The organism is Campylobacter troglodytis (assembly GCF_006864425.1).
In the GTDB taxonomy this organism is placed as follows: Bacteria; Campylobacterota; Campylobacteria; order Campylobacterales; family Campylobacteraceae; genus Campylobacter_D; species Campylobacter_D troglodytis.
The window spans coordinates 17,952-37,511 of the sequence record NZ_QHLI01000012.1 but is presented as its reverse complement, the minus strand read 5'-3'; the positions used below and the strand labels follow the sequence as shown (position 1 = coordinate 37,511).

The 19,560-nt window shown below is 35.9% G+C and carries 17 protein-coding genes and 4 pseudogenes; 9 read left to right on the top strand and 12 right to left on the bottom strand.

Translation table 11 applies throughout. From position 1 onward, the window contains the following. Positions 1-70 precede the first annotated feature (70 nt). The 3 pseudogenes from DMC01_RS04020 to nadD form a co-directional block, all read right to left on the bottom strand. A pseudogene (locus DMC01_RS04020) lies at positions 71-768 on the bottom strand (IS1595 family transposase). An 891-nt stretch (positions 769-1,659) separates the two neighbouring features. Beyond that, a pseudogene (gene rsfS, locus DMC01_RS14850) lies at positions 1,660-1,959 on the bottom strand (ribosome silencing factor); the annotation flags it as partial. A 51-nt stretch (positions 1,960-2,010) separates the two neighbouring features. Next, positions 2,011-2,544, bottom strand: a pseudogene (nadD, locus tag DMC01_RS14845) (nicotinate (nicotinamide) nucleotide adenylyltransferase); the annotation flags it as partial. A 59-nt stretch (positions 2,545-2,603) separates the two neighbouring features. Between nadD and gap the strand changes: the two are divergent. The 5 genes and pseudogenes from gap to DMC01_RS03985 all read left to right on the top strand — a co-directional run bounded on the left by gap (position 2,604) and on the right by DMC01_RS03985 (position 7,345). Next, positions 2,604-3,596, top strand: coding sequence for a type I glyceraldehyde-3-phosphate dehydrogenase (gene gap / locus DMC01_RS04010; protein WP_142693008.1), 993 nt, complete (start codon positions 2,604-2,606; stop codon positions 3,594-3,596). Beyond that, positions 3,593-4,795 (top strand): phosphoglycerate kinase, encoded by a 1,203-nt coding sequence (locus DMC01_RS04005; RefSeq protein ID WP_142693007.1) that lies wholly within the window; start codon positions 3,593-3,595, stop codon positions 4,793-4,795. The genes gap and DMC01_RS04005 overlap by 4 nt, the downstream gene beginning before the upstream one ends. Before the next feature lie 118 nt (positions 4,796-4,913). Continuing rightward, positions 4,914-5,655, top strand: a pseudogene (locus DMC01_RS04000) (transposase). A 371-nt stretch (positions 5,656-6,026) separates the two neighbouring features. Beyond that, positions 6,027-7,022 (top strand): ketol-acid reductoisomerase, encoded by a 996-nt coding sequence (gene ilvC / locus DMC01_RS03990; RefSeq protein WP_142692988.1) that lies wholly within the window; start codon positions 6,027-6,029, stop codon positions 7,020-7,022. Positions 7,023-7,084: 62 nt separating this feature from the next. Beyond that, positions 7,085-7,345: a hypothetical protein gene (locus tag DMC01_RS03985; protein WP_142692987.1), complete on the top strand. Its 261-nt coding sequence runs from the start codon at positions 7,085-7,087 to the stop codon at positions 7,343-7,345. Positions 7,346-7,533: 188 nt separating this feature from the next. Here DMC01_RS03985 and DMC01_RS03980 read toward each other — a convergent pair whose 3' ends face one another. From DMC01_RS03980 to DMC01_RS03970, 3 genes are all read right to left on the bottom strand, one after another. Next, positions 7,534-8,295, bottom strand: a complete 762-nt coding sequence (locus DMC01_RS03980; RefSeq protein ID WP_142692986.1) for a TdeIII family type II restriction endonuclease — start codon at positions 8,293-8,295, stop codon at positions 7,534-7,536. Then, positions 8,295-9,911 (bottom strand): DNA methyltransferase, encoded by a 1,617-nt coding sequence (locus tag DMC01_RS03975; RefSeq protein WP_142692985.1) that lies wholly within the window; start codon positions 9,909-9,911, stop codon positions 8,295-8,297. The genes DMC01_RS03980 and DMC01_RS03975 overlap by 1 nt, the downstream gene beginning before the upstream one ends. Before the next feature lie 506 nt (positions 9,912-10,417). Then, positions 10,418-11,620 (bottom strand): LL-diaminopimelate aminotransferase, encoded by a 1,203-nt coding sequence (locus DMC01_RS03970; RefSeq protein ID WP_142692984.1) that lies wholly within the window; start codon positions 11,618-11,620, stop codon positions 10,418-10,420. Positions 11,621-12,069: 449 nt separating this feature from the next. Between DMC01_RS03970 and DMC01_RS13225 the strand changes: the two genes are divergently transcribed. After that, a complete protein-coding gene (locus DMC01_RS13225; RefSeq protein ID WP_185908682.1) occupies positions 12,070-12,237 on the top strand; it encodes a hypothetical protein in 168 nt (55 codons plus the stop codon). 311 nt (positions 12,238-12,548) lie between these two features. On the opposite strand, the gene DMC01_RS03965 is transcribed toward DMC01_RS13225, so the two are convergent. Genes DMC01_RS03965 through rpmE form a run of 5 tightly spaced genes read right to left on the bottom strand, consistent with a single transcriptional unit; the run spans position 12,549 to position 15,965 of the window. Beyond that, on the bottom strand, positions 12,549-13,364 hold the full coding sequence (locus tag DMC01_RS03965; RefSeq protein ID WP_142692983.1) for a hypothetical protein: 816 nt from the start codon (positions 13,362-13,364) through the stop codon (positions 12,549-12,551). Further along, complete coding sequence (locus DMC01_RS03960) at positions 13,358-14,236, bottom strand: hypothetical protein (RefSeq protein ID WP_142692982.1); 879 nt, start codon at positions 14,234-14,236, stop codon at positions 13,358-13,360. The genes DMC01_RS03965 and DMC01_RS03960 overlap by 7 nt, the downstream gene beginning before the upstream one ends. Further along, positions 14,229-14,912: a 23S rRNA (guanosine(2251)-2'-O)-methyltransferase RlmB gene (rlmB, locus tag DMC01_RS03955; RefSeq protein ID WP_142692981.1), complete on the bottom strand. Its 684-nt coding sequence runs from the start codon at positions 14,910-14,912 to the stop codon at positions 14,229-14,231. Before rlmB ends, DMC01_RS03960 begins: the two co-directional genes overlap by 8 nt. 2 nt (positions 14,913-14,914) lie before the next feature. Then, positions 14,915-15,751 (bottom strand): 16S rRNA (cytidine(1402)-2'-O)-methyltransferase, encoded by an 837-nt coding sequence (rsmI, locus tag DMC01_RS03950; RefSeq protein ID WP_142692980.1) that lies wholly within the window; start codon positions 15,749-15,751, stop codon positions 14,915-14,917. Between the two features lie 13 nt (positions 15,752-15,764). Then, the gene (gene rpmE, locus DMC01_RS03945) at positions 15,765-15,965 is read right to left on the bottom strand and encodes a 50S ribosomal protein L31 (protein ID WP_142692979.1); all 201 of its coding nucleotides are present in this window, start codon (positions 15,963-15,965) and stop codon (positions 15,765-15,767) included. Between the two features lie 474 nt (positions 15,966-16,439). Between rpmE and DMC01_RS13220 the strand changes: the two genes are divergently transcribed. Further along, on the top strand, positions 16,440-16,604 hold the full coding sequence (locus DMC01_RS13220) for a hypothetical protein (RefSeq protein WP_185908680.1): 165 nt from the start codon (positions 16,440-16,442) through the stop codon (positions 16,602-16,604). Between the two features lie 261 nt (positions 16,605-16,865). Here DMC01_RS13220 and DMC01_RS03940 read toward each other — a convergent pair whose 3' ends face one another. Then, complete coding sequence (locus DMC01_RS03940) at positions 16,866-17,324, bottom strand: DUF4156 domain-containing protein (protein ID WP_142692978.1); 459 nt, start codon at positions 17,322-17,324, stop codon at positions 16,866-16,868. A gap of 768 nt (positions 17,325-18,092) precedes the next feature. On the opposite strand from DMC01_RS03940, the gene DMC01_RS13215 reads away from it, so the two are divergent. Both DMC01_RS13215 and DMC01_RS13210 read left to right on the top strand, forming a co-directional pair. Further along, on the top strand, positions 18,093-18,239 hold the full coding sequence (locus tag DMC01_RS13215; RefSeq protein WP_185908678.1) for a hypothetical protein: 147 nt from the start codon (positions 18,093-18,095) through the stop codon (positions 18,237-18,239). Positions 18,240-19,265: 1,026 nt separating this feature from the next. Continuing rightward, positions 19,266-19,439 (top strand): hypothetical protein, encoded by a 174-nt coding sequence (locus DMC01_RS13210; RefSeq protein WP_185908676.1) that lies wholly within the window; start codon positions 19,266-19,268, stop codon positions 19,437-19,439. The last annotated feature ends 121 nt before the right edge of the window (positions 19,440-19,560 follow it).

The window sequence follows — 19,560 nt, the reverse complement described above, 5'->3', positions numbered from 1 at the left end:
TGCAAGGCTTGCAAGGCTTGAATGTTAAGCTTGAGTTTAAATAAATTTATAAAATTAGGCTCAAGATACTTTAAATAGGATTTTCTCTTATCAACTTTAATAAATTTTGATAAAGATTTTGTCCTAAATTTTTCGTCTTAATTCTGTTTCTTTTAAATGAAGGACAAAATTTTCTTTTTTAATTCCACGAAATTTGGCAAGTGTCAACTTTGCAAAGCCCCAGAAATTCTCTATTCCGTTTATGTGGTTTCGTCCGTTTGCAAACTCATTTTTGCTATGTTTGACCCTATAATGCGCCTTTGCACCAAAATCAACTAAGCCATCATAAGCTTTGAAGCTATCACTATAAATTTCACACTCGTTAAGCTCTGCAAAGTCCCTTATGATAGGCAGTAGCTCTTTGGCAGAGCAAGTGTTTGAGCGTATAAACGCAACCGTTTCGCTTTAACATACCAAACACAGGTGTCTTTTTTCCAGCTCCACGCCCCCTTTTTCCACGCACACGCCTTGTCCCAAAATAACTTTCATCAACTTCAATCTCACCGCTGAGATTTTTTCACACTCTTTGGCTATTAAAATGCGAATTTCTCGTAAAATTCTATTCATACAAGCACGAGTTATTTTGCAAATTTCAGCGATTTTTTTCGCCTCTAAATCAAGGCTTCTTGCAAAGTTGCGAGTGCGTAGCACGAAGCAAAAAAATACTTCAAAATTTCCCTAAATTTCTTTTGAGACAATTCGGGAGCGAATCATATACTTGTTTTTCATTTTGCTCTTTATACTTTAAAATGATATTGTATCAAATTAAAGTATCTTGAGCCTAAAATTAATAAGCAGGGCTTGAATTTATATGAATTTGCAAGGCTGAAGCTCTTGTCATTTTGATCGCGGCAAATCTTTATAAAGAGAGCTTTTTGCCTTGTTTCAATATGACAAACAAAGACTTAAATTTAAAAGCTAATTTTTTAAATTTACATAATTTAAGCCTTAAATTCAAGCTATACTGTAAATTCAAGTGCCAAAGTTCAATACCCTTTTCTAAAAAATTCAAAATTTAAATGCCACAAAAATTAAGCTTAAATTCTAAGTTTGTCTAAACAAGTATAAATTAAATCAAGCCCTTTTTGGATAAATTTGGCAAAAGGGCATAAAGGACTTGCAAATTCAAAGCAAAGCTCTTTGAAAAGCTTTTATAGCGTATTTTGTATGTTTGAATTTATAAAGAAAACTTAATGATAATGTATCAAATTCAAGTCTAGCGAGCCTTTTAAATTTGTAAATAGAATTTAAGGCTTCTTTAAAAAACAAGACATAAATTTGAATTTTTCATTAAATTCAAGCAAACAATTTCTAGCAAAGAATTTTAAAAGCCCTATGTGAATTTAAAGCCTCTTTCAAAAAAAAATGTCATTTAAGCCTTTTTAAAAAAGGCTTAAAATTCACGCAAAGAAGTGAATTTATAATTTTAACTTGTAAGATTTTGTCAAAACGACTAACTTCTTACTACAATTTACAAATCTTTTGCCTTTTTATGAAACTTAGTAAGCCTTATGTTTTTTTGTAAATTTTAAGGCTTTTTATATAAAAATCTTTAAATTTAGCCTAAAACAAAGCCTTGTGTGAAATAAATTCAAGCTAAGTTGTAAAATCACCTTAAATTCACAACAAGCCCTTAAGCTCTTCTAAGAGCTCTTCGATCTTGTATCTTGCTCTGTATTCTTCGCTTAAAAGGTGGATCAAAAGATCTCCTAGATCAATAACAGTCCATTCCTCAGAGCTTTGTATATTTAAAGGCTCTTCTTTCAAGGGCTTTAAAAGCCTTTTAAGCTCATCTACTAAAGAGGCTGAGTGCTTTTGTGCTAGGCTTGAGGCTATGATGACAAAGGATACAAAATAATCCTTATCCCTCATATCAAAGACCCTTAGCTCCCTAGCCTTTTTATCCTCTAAGACTGTTACTATTTTTCTCACTTTTTCTTCTAAGAGCTTATTTTCTTCTTGCTTTTGAAATAAGCCTTCATAGTATCTTTTAACCTCAGTTACAACCTGGGGGCAAATTTCGCTTAAATTTAAGTTTGATCTTATGCTTGAGGAGGAGATGTCTATGTTGGTATTTAGCTGCTTAAAATGTCTTGGTATGGCTATCTTACTTCTTTTTGCGATGATAAATTCAACCATGCTTGAAAGCTTGTCAAAATCATGCCAAGAACGAAGCCCTTTGAGATTATCAGCACCTATTATTAAATAAAACTTGCTTGGGTTGTAAAATTCTTGTAGATACAAGGCTGTTTCTATGCTTGGGACGGGTCTGTTTTGTCTGATCTCAAAATCACAAAGCTCGACCCTATCTAAGCCTCCCCACACCTTTTTTGCCCACCTAAATCTTTGCTTTTCATCTGCATAAAAGTTTGATTTAAAGGGGCTTATGTAGGTTGGCATAATGATTAATTTATCTATGTCTAGGCTTTTTAAGGCATTTTTTACAACGCTGTCATGTCCTAAGTGGGGAGGATCGAAACTTCCGCCAAAAAGTGCGATTTTCATAAGAAATTTAACCTTTTTTTTGTAAAATTATAGCATTTTATACCCTAAAAGGAATGCTAATAATGACAAAAATTGCTATAAACGGCTTTGGACGCATAGGAAGATGCGTAGCTAGGATAATCTCACAAAGAACTGATGTAGAGTTAGTAGCGATCAACGACACAGCAGATGCCTCTTTGACCCAGTATTTGTTTAAATACGACACAGTGCATAAGAGTTTTGATGGAAAAGTAAGCGTTGAAGGAGATGATCTTATTATAAATGATAAAAAAATCAAGGTATTTAAAAGCCGAAATATAAGCGATTTAGACTTTGCTGAGTATGGAGCTGAGGTTGTGCTTGAGTGTACGGGTGCGAATTTAAGCATGGAAAAATGCCAAGCCTTCATAGATAGAGGCATAAAAAGGGTGATTATGTCAGCACCTGCAAAGGATAACACCCCTACCTTTGTTTTGGGCGTTAATGCGAATTTATACAAGGGCGAGCCTATCATTTCAAATGCAAGCTGCACTACAAACTGTTTAGGACCTGTGTGTAGGGTCTTACAAGATAGCTTTGGCATACAAAAGGGGCTAATGACTACCATTCACGCCTACACAAACGGACAAAGCATAATTGACGCAAAGGCAAGGGACAAAAGAAGAAGCCGTGCTGCTGCTCAAAACATCATCCCAACCTCAACAGGAGCAGCAAAGGCTATGAGGCTAATTATGCCAGAATTAGACGGCAAACTTCACGGACAAAGTATGCGTGTTCCTGTGATCGATGTATCAAGCGTGGATCTAACAGCTCAGCTTAATAAAAAAACAAGCAAGGAGGAGCTAAATGAGGCTTTTAGAGAGGCAGCAAAGACGACCTTGAAGGGCTTGTTGCTTGTTGATGATGAGGAAAGGGTAAGCTCTGATTTCATAGGCTGTCCTTATGGGGCTGTGGTGGCAAGTGATTTAACCCAGGTTATTTGCGAGGACTTTGTGAAGATCATAGCCTGGTATGATAATGAATGGGGCTATTCATCCCGCCTTGTAGATATGGCTGTGTGGGTAATGCGATGAATAGCAATATAATCTCCATAAAGGATATGGATCTGATCGGAAAAAAGGTCTTTATAAGATGTGATTTTAATGTGCCCCAAGATGAGTTTTCAAACATTACAGATGATAGAAGAATTAGATCAGCAATCCCTACAATTCGCTACTGTTTAGACAATGACTGCTCCTTAATCCTAGCCTCTCACCTTGGAAGACCCAAGGAGCTTAACTCAAAATACTCCCTAGCCCCCATAGCAAAACGACTTGCAAGACTTATGAATAAAGAGGTAATTTTAGCAAAGGATGTCATAGGAGAGGATGCTAAAAACAAGGCCTTGAATTTAAAGACAAAAGAGATATTAATGCTTGAAAATCTTCGCTTTGAAAAGGGGGAGACAAAAAACGATAAGCTCTTAGCAAAAGAACTTGCCTCAATGGCAGATGCTTATATAAACGATGCCTTTGGGGTATGTCATAGGGCGCATTCTAGCGTAGAGGCTATTACTTCTTTTTTTGATGAGGAGCACAAGGGTGCTGGCTTTTTACTGCTTAAGGAGATTAAATTCATAAACAATCTCTTAAAGCATCCAGCTCGTCCCTTTGTGGCTATAGTTGGAGGCTCAAAGGTAAGTGGGAAATTACAAGCTTTAACAAATTTACTCCCCAAGGTAGATAAGCTTGTAATAGGAGGGGGAATGGCATTTACCTTTTTAAAGGCACTTGACTTTGATATAGGAAATTCCTTGTTAGAAGAGGATCTGATCGAAGAGGCTAAGAGCATTTTAAAAAGAGGCAAGGAGCTTGGGGTAAAAATTTATTTGCCTGTGGATGTGGCTGTGGCGAGATCTTGTTCTAGCGAGGCTATGATGTCTTATGTGCCAACTCAAGAAATTCCAAGTGGCTTTATGGGACTTGACATAGGACCTGCAAGCGGCAAGCTTTTTAGAGAGGCCTTAAATGACGCTCAAACCATTTGGTGGAATGGTCCTATGGGTGTTTTTGAGATAGAAAAATTTGCAAAAGGCTCCTTAAAGATGGCACATTTCATAGGAGATAGCCACGCTACTACCATCATAGGAGGAGGGGATACTGCTGATGTTGTAACCAGAGCAGGTGAAGCTGATGATATGACCTTTGTCTCCACAGGAGGAGGTGCTAGCTTGGAATTAATCGAGGGCAAGGAGCTACCAGGAGTAAAGCCTTTAAGGGTGCTAGATAAGTGATGAGCTTTGAAAGCATGTTTAGCTTTTTAAAAGTTTTTTGTGAATTTAAGTTTAGTTTTTTAAAAGGCTCAAGATACTTTAATTTGATACAATATTATTTTAAAGTATAAAGAATTAGATGAAAAACAAATATATGATTCATTTCCGAATTTCGCAGATATAATTTAAGGAATTTTGAAGTATTTTTTTTGCTTCGTGCTACGCACTTACAACTTTGCAAGAAGCCTTGATATTAAAGCAGTAAAAATTGCAAAAATTACTCAAATTTCAGAGCAAACTTTATGCAAACTCTTTAAGCAAATTAGAATCTTAATTGCACAAGAATGTGAAAAAAACTCTAAATTAAGTGGTGAAATAGAAATTGTTGAAAGTCATTTCGGTGCTAAAAGAGTGCGAGGAGCTAGCAAGAAAACACCTGTGTTTGGAATGCTTAAGCGAAATGGTTGTGTTTATACCCAAGTAGTAAAGAATTGCTCTAGTAGTGAGCTTTTGCCTAATTGTAAGATTCTAGTAATTTGCAAGAATCTATCATTTATAGTGATTGCTTCAAAGCTTATGATTAACTTGTGGATTTTTTGCTTCGTTTCACTTGCAACTGCGTAGTAGAAGGTGCTAAAGAGCATTATAGAGTAAAATACTCAAAGAATGAGTTTAGCTTAGCTAAGAATCACATAAATGCAACTGTGAACTTCTGAGGTTTTACTAAACATAGCTTAGCTAAATTAAAAGGAATCAAAAAAGAAAATTTTATGCTTCATTTAAAGGAAACTGAATGTAGATATAATGCTAAAATACAACAACAAGATTTGTATAAAATCTTGCTAAAAATGATAAGAAATCAACCGCTTAAGTTTAATTGAGCCTTGATTTTATCAAGCTTGATAGCACTTTGCGAGGGGAAAAATTCGCAGAAGGCGTGCAAGAGGCGTGCGAAAAGCTTGAATTTATGCCTTAAAAAGTCCGAAAATCCTTGAATTTTGACGATGAAAATGTGAGAAATTTGATATTTAAGAGCTATGCCTTACCGTGTCAAAGATGAAAATATATACATTTTAGGAATTTACAAAAAAGATCTAAAAGCCTTCAAAGCCGCTCAAATTTAAACAAAACATTTTTTGCCCACACCAAAAAAGCAAGATAAATTTGCTATAATGCAAAGGGTGATTTTAAACTGCTAAATTCATAAAAATTCAGCCAAATTTAACGCTAAATTCAAACCGAAAGGACAAAAATGATTAAAAAATTCTACGACACAGACTGCGATTTAAGTCTAATCGCCAAAAAAACAGTAGCCATAATAGGCTTTGGCTCTCAAGGACACGCTCACGCGCAAAACCTCAAAGAAAGCGGCTGCAAGGTTGTTGTTGGTTTAAGAAAGGACAGCAAAAGGGTAGCAGATGCCAAAAAAGCAGGGCTTGAGGTGCTTGAAGTAGCCGCAGCAGCTAAAAAAGCAGACTTAGTGATGATGCTTGTTCCTGACGAGCTAACAGCAGACATCTACGCAAAGGAGGTTGCGCCAAATTTACAAGCAGGAAACATCCTAGCCTTCGCACACGGCTTTAATATACACTTTTCCTTGATACAGCCCTCCAAGGACCTTGATGTCATAATGATAGCCCCAAAGGGACCTGGACACACCGTGCGAAGCCAATACCTTGAGGGCAAGGGCGTTCCAAGCCTAATAGCCGTGCATCAAGATTACAGCGGCAAGGCAAAGGACTATGCCCTAGCCTATGCAAGTGGCATAGGTGCTGGCAGGGCTGGCATTTTAGAGACTAGCTTTCGAGACGAAACCGAAACTGACTTGTTTGGCGAGCAAGCCGTGCTTTGTGGGGGGGTTACCGAGCTTATGAAGGCTGGCTTTGAGACACTTGTGGAGGCTGGTTATGAGCCTGAGATGGCTTATTTTGAGTGCATACACGAGATGAAGCTTATAGTGGATTTAATTTATGCTGGAGGCTTTGCGGCGATGAGAGATTCTATCTCAAATACCGCTGAGTATGGCGATTACCGCACAGGACGCAAGATTATCACAGAACACACTAGAAAGGTGATGAGAGGGGTTTTGCGCGAGATTCAAGATGGCAGCTTTGCAAGTGAGTTTGCAAGTGAATTTTCAGCAGGTAGAAAGGCTAAATTTTTGGCAACAAGAAGGCTTGAAAGTGAGCATTTGCTTGAAAAAACGGGCAAGGATTTAAGAAAGATGATGAGCTGGATTAAGAAGTAGTTTTTGCTTTTTGATAACAGCTTGTCTCTTGGCTGATTTTTGTATGTGGTAAGGGCGAATTCTTGTGGGTGCTTTTAAGGGAGTTTGAAAAAAGCGGGGTCGGTAGCCTTATTTGGCTAGCCTCAATCGCTTTTTTCTACGCACCCATTTTTTTGTTTGCAGTTGCGAGCGTAGCGAAGCAAAAACAAGCTCGCTCACATACCTATGCTGCGTTTCGATTTTTTCTGCACAACCCACACCCAATGGGTTGCAAGAACACGAAGCAAAAAATCGCCTCGCAATACTTCGCCTTATCCAATCTCATACAAATTTTTTACATTTGAAACTTTATCTGAATTTCTGTTATCTTTAATTTGTATTTTGCATATAATGCACCTTTTCTGCTCTCGTTCAAAATCTTGCAAATTTATTTTTCTTGCAGTTTAAAAAAATTCACAAAGTTCTGTGAATTTTTTATAAAAATTCAACAAATTTTACTCAAAAATTCACAAAATTACAAAACACTAAGTTTTTATGCCTTAAATTTTTTAAAATACTCGTCAATCTCGCCTCGCATTTCTTGTCCTACTTCCTCAAAGGCTGATAAAATCAGCTCATAACTGCCCTTGCCTCCCAAGAAATCCCAAAATTCCTCCGCTACTTTTAATTCCTTTTCTAAATCAAGCATTCCTGCCATAGTCCATCTTTCGTAAGGCTTTGGATAGTAGGGATTGTAGGGTATGGCTATGAGCGTGTGAATTTTTGCTTGTGGCTTATCGTAAGCATAGCAAGCAAGCCAAGTTAGCAGGGTTTGTTTGAATTCCTTAAAGCCGCCCTTGTTTGGTTTAGCCGTTTTTATGTCTATGAGATAGACTTCTTCGCCTTTTTGCAAAAATAAATCAACCTTTGTTGGCTTTCTTTGTGCCACTTCGCCACTTCTTGCACTAGCTAAAATCCTCTTGCTTTCATCTGCTTTGTTTGGCTTTTTTGCACCGCTTTCAAGCTCGTTCATTATATCTTGTATAACCCTTTCAGCACCTTTGCTGATATGCTCACCAGCTCTTTCTTGCCTTTTGATTTTGTCAAAATTTACTTTTGCAAGTTCCTCAGCCACAGGCTCAAAAATGCTCGTGCCAAAGTTTGTGTTAAGGCTTTGTATAAAGCTATACAAAGCCATTCTATCCTTGCCTAAAAGCTTGGTGTGAAAGGGCATATAGGAAGTTTCTGGCTTATAAGAGCTAAATTTTTGTCTTAAAGCCATTTCAAGCCTTGCTTTGATTTTAGCCTTTATCATCAGCTTTCCTCAAACAAAAATATACTTTCATTATACCTGCCCTTGTCCTTTTCACTGCGGTTTAGCACAGGGCGTTCATAACGCTTGGTAATTTTCATATTTGCTAATTTTGCTATGCTAGGATAGAGATTAAATTTATCATTTGCCACAAGAAAAATCTTGTAATTTTTGGCTAAAAATGGCTTTGCGTTTAGCAAGGCTTGGGCGATATTTTGAGTGTATTTTTCTTGTGCTAATTTTCCTTGTCCTTCTTTTAAAGCACCTATTTCGCATTCATCCTTTCTTGGCAAATTAAAAATATCATAAGCATAAGCGTGCTGTTCGTGGTAATCAATAAGCCCCACATAAGGCGGCGAGCTAAAAATGCCAGCAAATTTTTGCCTTTCAAGCAAGTTTGCAAATTCTTTATCTTTCTTTGAAAGCTCGCTCAAAATATCACAATTTGTGGAGTTTGCGTTTATACAAAATTGCTTTGTGGGCGTTTTTAAAGCCTTAAATTCAGCCAAACGCTTTAAGGTGTCATTTGCATAGCTTTTAAACCACTTTGTAATGCTAAATAAGGGCTTACAAACCCTGCCGTGCTTTGCACAAAAATAGGTGCTTGTCATAGGCTCATTTAAGGTAGCCAAATCGCTGTGAGTAGTAGCCCTGCAAGAACGAGCCGTGCGACTTAAAATAATGCTTAAAATATCTTCTAATCCTTGCGGGGCTTGCCCTATTTGCTCTTTTAACAATAAAATTTCATCTCTAATGCTAGGAATATACCATTTTTCAAAAAAACTGCCTTGCTTGTTTGGGCTAGTTTGTATCTTAAATTTATCCGCCAAGTCCCTAAAAATAGGCAAAAATTCAAGCTCTTTTTGCTCGCCAAAAGCCTTTTCGTCAATTTGCTTTAAGGCAACCCTTCTTTTGAATTCCTTGCTTGGAAAATGTGTTTGATTAAATTCGCTTAATTTTTCGCTTAAAATTTGCTCAAATTTGGCTATATTATTTTGTTTGTTAAAATTTTCCAAAAGGCAAATAAGCCTTGAAAGCTCACTTTTTAAGGCATTTAAATCATAATCTTTGATTTTAGCATTACAAAGCATAGTGTTAAATGATGAAAGCTCGATACCAACGGCGTTTAAACCAAGTTCATTTGCCACAGCCAAGGTAGTACCAGAGCCACAAAACAAATCAAGCACAAAATCGCCCCTTTTGAAAAAAGCCTGCGTTTTTAGCTCGTCTGTGTGGGTGTCTAAAAAATACTCCACAAGCTGTGGGATAAACTTGCCCTTGTAAGGATGCAAGCGGTGAATGTGCTTTGTGGTTTGTGCCTCTTTGTAATTAGAAAAAGAAAGTGGGTGTAAAAGCTCGTTTTTCTTGCTAAAAGTAGTGTCATAATAGGCTTTTAACTCGTTTTTATCGATTAAATTTTCCTTTGGATTTTTGCTGTGGTTTGCGATTTTACCATAGTTTATGAGATAGATAATATTGTTTGTAGTTACATTTTTACCAAGATACTCACTAGCCCAAAATGCCGCATTTTTAGGGCTTAAAAAGGAATTTGTTTTTAAATCATCATCTATGCTTTTTAACTCAAAATCATCAAACAAACTCACCCTTGCTTCAAGCATATTTTTTCCTTAATTTTTACTTAAAATTATAGCCTTTTTTCTTAAATTCTAGCTTTCAATGATAAGCCTTTGTGAATTTTGGCAAAAATTCACAAAGTTGCTTAAAATTCAAGCGAAAATTCAAATTTTTTTAAAAAACTTAAATTTACCCTAAAAAATTCACAAATTTCAATTTTAAAAACACCAAAACAAATGCGAAAATTCGCCTTTGCGTGAATTTTGCTTAAAAAACTTATAAAATTTTACTGCAAAAATGCTAAAACAAAGTGAAAATTAAGGCTTTGCCTGAATTTTCCGTGATTTAAATTCAAGGCACAGGATTTTCGATGAAAAAGTGCTTATGCAAGGCGAAGGCTAGACTAAAAGCGAACGCGGTCTGCCGAGCCTTGCAGAAGTGCTTTTTCGCGAAAAGCCGAGCCAAGCCTTGTAAAAAAAGCTCACAAATTGAGCTAGAATTCACAAAGACACTCAAAATTCACACCAAAACTCAAACAAAGTTTATAAATTTATTCTTTCAAATATCTCTTAATGTTCCTTGCTGCTTGGCGGATGCGGTTTTCATTTTCTATTAAAGCAATTCGCACATATTCATCCCCAGCCTCGCCAAAGCCAATTCCCGGGCTTACCGCCACACTAGCCTTTTGCAAGAGTTGTTTGGAAAACTCTAAGCTTTTTAAATGTGCCTTTTGAGAGGGCAACTTCGCCCACACAAACATACTTGCACTTGGGCTTTTTAGTTTCCATCCTGCATTATCAAAGGCATCTAATAAAATTTCAAGCCGGCGAGCATAGGTTTGCTTAATCTGCTCTATACAGCTTTGATCCTCGTTTAAAGCCACAGTGGCAGCGACTTGAATGGGCGTATACATACCATAATCAAACCAAGATTTTATCTTTTTAAGCGCTCCAATTAGCCTCTTGTTGCCCACCATAAAGCCCACACGCCAACCTGCCATATTATAAGACTTTGAGAGTGTGTAGCCCTCCACAGCCACATCCTTTGCGCCCTCTACCTCAAAGATACTAGGCGTTTTATACTCACCAAAGCAAAGCTCGGCATAAGCAATGTCTGAGATGATATAAAATCTTTCTTTTTTAGCAAATGCCACAAGGCGCTCATAAAAGCTTTTTTGCACGGTTACTGTGGTGGGATTGTGCGGGAAATTCACTACCAAATACTTCGCGCGTGGGGAGTTTTCGTTTAAAATCTGCTCTAAATTTGCAAAGAATTTATTCTCATCAAGCTCGAATTTATCATTGTAAAAAAAGGGCATTTTGGCGACATTGCCCCCTGCTATGATGAAGGCTTGTGTGTGTATGGGGTAAGCTGGGGTTGGCACTATGGCGGTGTCGCCCGGGTTGATAATGGCACGGGCTAAATTCACAAAGCCTTCCTTGCTACCCATAGTGGCAACCGCCTCGCTTTCAGGGTCCAAATCAACCCCGTATTTTCTTTTATACCACTCACAAATGGCAAGACGTAGCTTGTAAATGCCAGCACTCACAGAATAGCCCGAAGTTTTATCTTTGTTCGCACTCTCGCAAAGCTTGTCTATGATGTGCTGAGGCGTTTTGCCATCAGGATTTCCCATAGAAAAGTCTATTATGTCCTCACCCGCACGGCGAGCTGCCATTTTTATGGCATTTACCTCGGCAAATACATAATTTGGAAGCCTTTCAATTGTATGAAAACGAATTTCGTCAAACATTTTGTCCCCCTTGTTTTGAGTTTTTTAAATGTACTTTTTTAAAAAAGTATTGATTTTATCACGCAAACTTGTCATTTTGAGCTTTCGCAGAAAGCGAAAAATCTCTTTTTTGAGATACTTCGCTACCGCTCAGTATGACAAAATTCAACACTTTTTTAAAAAGTGCTTTTTTTAAATTTTGAGCTAAAATTTAGCCTTAAATTCAAGGCTTTGTTTCTTTCAAACTTAAATGAAGTTTAAATTCAACCTTCAAACTTTTCAAACCTTGAATTTAAAGTTAAAATTCAGCTTTTAATTTTTGTGCCTTGAATTTTTAGCCAAAAATTCAACTTTTCTTTTAAATCACATTAAAATTCAGCCTAAAATCCATTGTTATTTTGAGCTTTCGCAAGAAAGTGACCCGGCGGATTGCAAGGCGCAATCAAAGCAAAAAAGCTCTAATTGTCATTTTGAGTGGCAGCGAAACATCTCAAGCCACAAGATACTTCGCTACCGCTCAGTATGACAAGAATTTAAAGAATTTTGTGAATTTTCTTTTATGTTGTCATTGTGAGCCTTGCAAGAGCGAAGAATCCATTTTTAAATTCAAGCATTCTTTGCCATTCTTGGATACTTAGCACACGCTAAGACAAACAAAATCAAACACTTTTTTAAAAAGTGCTTTTTTTAAATTTTGAGCTAAAATTCAAGGCTTTGTTTCTTTAAAGCTTGAATTTAAAGCTAAAATTCAGCCTTTAATTTTTTGTGCCTTGAATTTTTATCCAAAAATTCAGCCTTTCTTTTAAATCACATTAAAATTCAGCCTAAAATCTATTGTCATTTTGAGCTTTCGCAGAAAGCGAAAAATCTCTTTTTTGAAATACTTCGCTACCGCTCAGTATGACAAAATTTTTGTTTTTCAAAACTTGAATTCTAGCCCAAATCCTCGCTATCTCACAAGCTCTATGTTAAGCCCACGGCGGATATTGTCTATATTATAGCTATCGCCTACTATGACATACACGGCATTGTTTGGGATAGTATCTGTAAATTCCACACTCTTGCTTGAATCAACCGTGCTTTTAATAAGCCTTAAATTCTTATCCAAAAACAAAACCTTTGCAAACCAATTATCAGCAGGATTTGATCTTATATGTAGCTTGGATGCCCCATTTGTGTGGATTAGATAATCTCTTAGAGGTCTTTGCAAATTTGTGCTTTGATTTACTAAGATATTTGCTGACGGCTTTAAAATAGCCTTTGAAAGATCAAGTTCGTATTCAAAATTATAACTACCTAGCCTTTTTATGTTTTTTATAAAGACAAAATTTTGTTTTAAAATGCTATAAAAGCTTGCTGGATCTAGTATGTAGCGAGTTTGTATTTGAACTGTGTAGCTTTTTAGATCTGAGCTTAGATCAAGTGCGGTTGGATTAAAATAAGAAAAACCAGCTTGATTTAAGGCTTCATTAATGATCTTTACAAAGATCAGAGCATCTGATCTTGCCTTAAAGCTAAGCTCTAAGCTTGTGGAATTAGAAAGGCTAAGAGGAAACAAGGCATTCATCTTTAAGATTCTTAAAAGCTCATCCCACCTAGCATAGCCGTTTTCATCTACATAACTTTTACCCTCAAACAAGAGTTTAAGCCTTGAATCAAGGCTTGAATTTCCTACCAAATTTCTAGCAAGATCAAAGCTGCTAAGGGCAAAAAGCTGCTTTGAAAAAAGGACAAGAAAGAAAAAGATCCTTAAAAAGCCTACCATTCCTTGCCCTTGTTATAGCTCATAAATTCAGCCAAGCTTATGTTTTTAATCTTTCCATCTTTTACCAAAAATCTCTTTGAGCTTCCAGCAGGAAATTTCTGCTCTGCCCCTGTGTCATCTACGAGGGTAAGTGCTGTTGCTCCTATTAGTAAAAGCTGATCTTTGGTAAGATCAACAGTGAAGTTATTCTCAGTTACAGTGGCTGTTTTTGAGCGGTTTGTAAGATCTATAAAGCCCACCCACACCTTGCCATCTGTGCTAAATACCGCCTCTTTTGCCTTGGTGTTTGTTTCTTTGAGTATGTTATTTATCTGTTCTTGCTGACTAAGTCCTTGCTTTGTCTCCTCTTCTTTTGTAATGTTTTGCTCCTCTTGTGCAATGCTTTCATTATTATCTTCCTTATTCTCGCTTACAAGCTGGATATTATTTGTAGCCTCATCTAAAATTTCAACAACAGCAACACTAGCATTTTCTCTTTGCTCATCATTTAGCAAAAGTTTTAACAAATCATACTGATAAACAGCCCAAACAAGCACAATCACAAGGATCAAAACAACTCCCCAAATCCAAGAATTACCGCTTTCTTTTGTATACTGCTCTACATCTGTTGAGATCTTGTTGGTAGGAGTTGGTGTTTCTGGGGTCTTTTTTGAAGGCTCTTCTTTGTCCTTGTTTAAAAAATTCTCATATTCTTCTATGAATTTGCTAAGATCTATATCAAATTCTCTTTTGATGATCTTAACAAAGCCCTTGACATTAAATCTTTGTAATTTTTTATAATCTTTTTTGACTATGGCATCTAGAAATTCAATTTCTATTTGAGTTTTTTGCGAAACCTCTCTTAGATCCAAATCCTCTAAATTCTTACTCATTTTTTACCATCCTATCGCAAAGTATCGCAAAGGCAGCACTGACATTCAGGCTGTCAAAGTCGTTTTTCATTTTTATGCCTACGCATTCATCGCATTTAGCAATGATCTTATTAGGCAAACCAAATCCCTCAGAGCCCATAATCAAAAGCTTTTTTCCCTTAAAATCAATCTTATGAGCTTCTTTTCCATCTTTTGTGCTAGCAAAAATTCTAAAATTAAGTTGTTTTAGCTCGTTTATTATAGCAAAAATATCCTCGCTTATACAAAGTTTCACATCAAGTGCCGCCCCACTACTTGATCTTATCACGCCCGCCATAGCCACGGTTTTTGCTATGATAATAAGGCTTGAAACGCCTAGGGCATAGGCTGTGCGGATGATTGATCCTATGTTTCCCACATCGCTAACCCCATAAAGCAAAACGATAAATTCATCCTTTTTGAGTGCCTCAAAGGGCGAAAATTCAAAGTCTTTAATGTCAAGCAAAAAGCCTTGATGATTTCCTCCTTTTGCTAGAGCCTGAGCCTTTTTGTTGTCAATTTTTGTAATCTTAAAACCGCTTTTTGAAATTATAGCAAAACTTTTTTTATCAAGCTCTTTTGCAAGATAAAGCTGTTTTATTAGCTGCTTGTGCCTTTTTAAAATATAAAAAAAGACCTGCTTACCAAAGACAAGCATAATCATACCTTATTTTGACTTAAAAGTTTGTGATAAAGTTCTTTTGTTTGTTTTTTTTCTATCTGCGCTAAGAGCCTTGCCTTGTCCTTTGTGCTTAATGAAAGTGCCATGATCTCGTCCTTGCTTAAAAAAATGCCCTTTTTTTCGTCTGCGTTTTCGTCCTTTGCCGCAAGCACAAGCACCCATTCTCCGTTTAAATTTTCATTTTCAAGGGTTTTGGCAAGGGTTTTGGCATTGCCTTTGAATTTTTTTTCAAATTTCTTTGAGATTTCTTTTATGGCAAAACACTCTCTTTGAGGAGAGATCCTTGCAAGCTCACTCACAAGGGCTAAAATGCGTTTGGGAGACTCGTAAATAATGCTTGGATAAGGGTTTGCAAGCACCTTTTCAAGCTCTTTTTGCCTTTGTGCTTTTTTACTGCTTAAAAAGCCCATAAAAATAAATTCTTTCTCACAAAGCCCACTTGCAGCAAGTGCTACGAGTGCAGCGTTTGCACCACTTAACACCTCATAATCAATGCCGTTTTGCTGTGCGTAACGAATTAAAAAAAGCCCGGGGTCGCTGATACAAGGCATCCCCGCATCGCTTAAATAGGCTACATTTTGATTAAAAATTGCCTTGTCTAAACTAGCTAAAACCTGCCTTTCGTTGTGGCTGTGCAAGGATACAAAGCGGGCGGGGGCTATTTTAATGCCAAATTTCTCATTTAAAAGCACAAACAAGGCCTTACAAACCCTCGTGTCCTCGCAAAAAACAAGCTCACAAGTCTTTAAAAGCTCTAAGCTTCGGTAGCTTATGTCGCCAAGATTTCCTATGGGCGTGGGTATGAAATAAAGCATAGCCGCAAAAGGCTTAATTCATCGCGTATTTTTTCTTAAATTTCTCTACTCGTCCAGCAGAATCTACTATTTTTTCACTTCCTGTAAAGAAAGGATGGCAGTTTGAGCAAAGATCTAGCTTTAATTCAGGCTTATTTGATCTTGTAATGAAGGAATTTCCGCAAGCACAACTTACCTTGCACTCGACAAATTCAGGGTGAAGTTCTTTTTTCATCTTTTATCCTTAAAATAAAATAAGCCTTAATTATAGCATAGTTAAGATAAAAAATATTAACTTTCACCAAGATAGATATGTTTTTTACTGTTAAAAGGACTTAAAAATTCAAGGCTTTTTATAAAAGGACCTTGAATTTATATCTTTGATGTATTTTATATTTTAAAGCCTTTGTCATACTAAATTAAGAGTTGCAATTTCTTGCAAGAAAAAATATTTCACACAAGAATTTCTTCGTTTTCTTTGCAAATTTACAACGATAAAATGTGAATTCTTGGCTTTTACTAAAATTAAAAGCCTAGCTTTTTTTGCAAATAAAATTTCTTTGATAAAAAGGTGGTGTTCTAAAATCAATGTTTTTTATAAAATAGTTTTATAAATTAAGGGCTTAAAAATTCAAGGCTCTCTAAACAATGGATAAAATTCTAGCTTAAATCCAAGTTAAATATATCTTCCTCTTTTTAACAAGATCTTATGCAAAGTTTGCTTGAAATTTGCATCTTAGTTTTAAATTTTCTTTCAAATGCAAGATCAAGCTCTCCTTTTAAAATTTACAGTCCCTTTTTCTCTCGCTTTGTTCTTAAATTCACAAAGGATCTTTCTTGTAAATTTAACAAAGCTAGCATAGTGCTTTGCTAAAATCATAATTTAATGTTTTTTTGTTTGAATTTACCTTAGATTGATCTTAAAATTTAAGAAGAGATTTATTGAGCTAGTAAAATTTATATGTGTTTTGAATATGTTTTGACTGTGTTTTGAAAAAGTATAAACTTGTATTTATAACAAGCCTTAGCATAAAGGCTTTAAATTTAAGCTTAAAAGAAGCTTATATAACTTTTAAAAGGGCTGCCCTTTGAGAAAGAAGCTTAGATAGCTTTAAAGGGCTACCCTTTGACTAAGCTACCATCTGCACTCGTAAATTCCACCTGTGATCTTAACAGCACTTGTGAATTCCACTGCTTGAAACGACAAGAGTGCAGGCTGGGTTATGACATTGTCGCAATTTTTTTCAACCCCTGTTGTGATCTTGCAAAGTTCTTTTTCAACATGGATTAAAAAGCGCTTTTCCTTGCCTAGATTAATTAAGGGCAAGACATTGTTGCGAAGATCATTTCTTGCACTCTCGCGCAAAAGCTCCTTGTCTGCAAATTGGGCTGGGGATAGTCCTTGAATTTGCCTAGCAGTGCCTTCTTGCTCACCTATAAACAAGCAACCAGAGGGCTTAGACTGGGTAAAGATCACAGCCTTTGCCTCGTCTTTAAGAGGGGTTACTGTGTATGGAATTTGGCCCACGCAAGCACTTAGGAGCAACAAAACACCACAAAGGGTGAGAAAATGAAGTAGTTTAGTAGAAATCATAGTTTCCTCCTTGTAAATTTATCAGTTTGTGCTGATTGAAAGCAAAAGAAAGGGTATGAAGGTTGTAATGTGTAGAAAATTTTGAAATATTTTTGAGCTTTTATGCAAAATATGCTTTGAAGCCTCGATAAAAGATAAGTGCTAAGGATTTGAGTGTTTAAGCAAAAATAAAGCCTTGTGAATTTTAAGGGTTTTGTAGTTTTTGATAAGAAAAAATTAGATAAAAATAAGGCTACAAGAAAGAATTTTTGAAACTGCGTTGAAATGTGGGGGGGGGGGGTTATCTTGGCTTTTAAATTTTGATCTATATTAAAGATGCAAATGAAACCCTTTTGTGTGAATTTTTTGTATTTTAAATCTAAAAAAGTTTTTTTCATCTTATCCCTTTTTCTTTTAAAGCTAGTGTTTGCTAAAACAAGCATTTGTAAAGGCTCTTTAGTCTTACTTTACATTTAAACTTATCGTTTTTGCTTTATCAAAAAGCTAAAATTGTTTTGTCTTACTTCTCACAAGGACTAAGCATTACAAATTTAAGTGTCTTTTTAAATTCAAAGTCTCGTTTTGAAACAAATATTTTACACAAATTTAAAAATATTTGCAAATTTTTTAAATGGGATTTTTAAACTTGTAAGGCCCGGCACAAGCAATGCGTTTATACGCAAGTGCTTAACATTGCTTGGCGACTAAGTTAGTGCAGATTATATGGGATTTTGCTAAGATTAACGAGTGTGAAATTTACAGCAATAATTTTAAAACTACGGTGGCTTGGTGGATTTTGCTTCGTTTTGTCTTGCAACTTTGCAAGAAGGAGCAAAGGTACATTACAGAGTAAAACACTCTAAAAACAAGTTTGCAAAGGGACACAAGCATATAAACGAAATTGTGAATGTTTTTACTTCGTGCTCTTGCAACTGAGTAGTAAAAAGGACCTTGCAAGAACTAACTTAGCTAAATTTAAGGCAAGGGAATTTTTCACGCATTTGAAATAGGGTGAAGTTAGCTCTAATATTAAGAATGAAACCTTATATAAGGCTTTGTTAAAATGGCTTAGGAAAATCCTAGCTAAGTTTAGCTAAAAATATCAAGCACTAGACATATTTGCAAATTTTTTAAAGTTTCGTGGGATTTTTTGTATTAATTTCTAATTGTAAATTGCAAAGAAGATGCTTAAAAATTCACGCATAGCTAATTTTAAGCTCAAAATATCAATCAGCTTAAAATTCACACAAATAAGTGAATTTTTATCATTTATTTTTAACTTGTGAATTTTTTTGCAAAAATACCATTAACTTGTGAATTTATTGCGTGAATTTTTTGTGCAAACACTCAAATTTGTGAATGTTTTGCGAAGCAGCTAGAATTTGTGAATTTGTTTTGCGAAAACACCCAGTTTCTTCTAAGATAACAAAGACAGTTAATACTTTTAGCTGAAATATTTAAATAGGCTCAATTAAACTTAAACCAAAGGGTTTTTAAGCTAAGTCCTATGAAAAACAAAGGTCTGTTCCCAAATTTCGCAGATATAATTTAAGGAATTTTGCGTTATTTTTTACTTCGTTAAGCCTCTTGTAATTTTTGGGGAATTGATTTAGAGGCAAAAAATGCTCTACTTTGTCAAATGCCTCATCAAAGTTTGTGTAAAATTTTCAAAGATCTTCGCATTTTAATCGTAAAAGAATACGAGAAGCTTTCTAAAATTAGTGGTTGAAGTTGATGAAAGTTATTTCGGTGGTGTGCGTGGCAAACGTAGGCGTTAGGCTGGTCGCAAAAGTTTTTACTTCGCACTCTTGTAGCTGCAAGCAAAAGGCTTGTTGAAACGCGAGATTTGCGTTTATACGCTCAAACACTTGCTCTGCGAAAGAGATACTACCTATTATAAGGGACTTTGCAGATGTAGAAAAACCACAATTTTAGGAAAGCTTCAAAGCCTACGGTGGCTTGGTGGATTTTTGCTTAGTTTTACTTGCAACTTTGCAAGAAGGAGCAAAGGCACATTACAGGGTAAAACACTCTAAAAACGAGTTTGCAAAGGGACACAAGCAGATAAACGAAATTGCGAATTTTTTTACTTCGCACTCTTGTAGCTGCGTAGTAGAAGAGGCTTTGCGAAGTTGACACTTGCCAAATTTAAAGGCTAAAAGAAAATTTTATCCTTCACTTAAAAGAAACAAAATTAATACAAAAAATTTAAGGCAATATTCTCATCAAAATTTATTAAAATTGATAAGAGAACATC